The organism is Pedococcus sp. P1_H8, assembly GCF_056405175.1.
Genome location: NZ_JBFUCP010000129.1, coordinates 1 through 524, shown reverse-complemented (window position 1 = coordinate 524; position 524 = coordinate 1). Strand labels below are relative to the sequence as shown.

Here is a 524-nt window from a genome sequence, read left to right as displayed (position 1 = left end):
TCGTAGACGCTCATCGGCGACTGGTTCGGCTCCGTCTCGGCGCGGGCCCGCAGCCAGGCGGCGTCGGTCCAGGTGTGGGTGCTGGCGTCGACCCCGGACGCGGTGGCGGGCGGCACCTCGGTGGCGCACGCCATCGGGTCGGCCTTGTCCCGCACCGAGCCGTCGGCGCCGTGCACCCGGAACTTGTACAACGCGCCGGGCTCGATGCCGGGCACGAACAGTTCCCAGACGCCGGTGGAGCCCAGCGCCCGCATCGGTGCGGTCTGCCCGCCCCAGAGGTCGAAGTCGCCGATCAGCGTGACGCCCCGCGCGGCGGGTGCCCACACCGCGAACGAGGTGCCGGTGACCGGGCCGTCCGGGGTGTCGTAGCTGCGGGGGTGCGCGCCGAGCGCCTCCCAGAGCCGTTCGTGCCGGCCCTCGCCGAACAGGTGCAGGTCGAGATCCCCGAGCGTCGGCAGGAAGCGGTAGCCGTCGGCGGTGACGACGGTGTGCCCGCCCGSGTACTCGACGACCAGTCGGTAGTC

The 524-nt window shown here is 74.0% G+C and carries 1 pseudogene; it reads right to left on the bottom strand.

Features of this window, described 5'->3' with window-relative positions:
• A pseudogene (locus AC1DYG_RS19205) lies at positions 1-524 on the bottom strand (1,4-alpha-glucan branching enzyme); the annotation flags it as partial.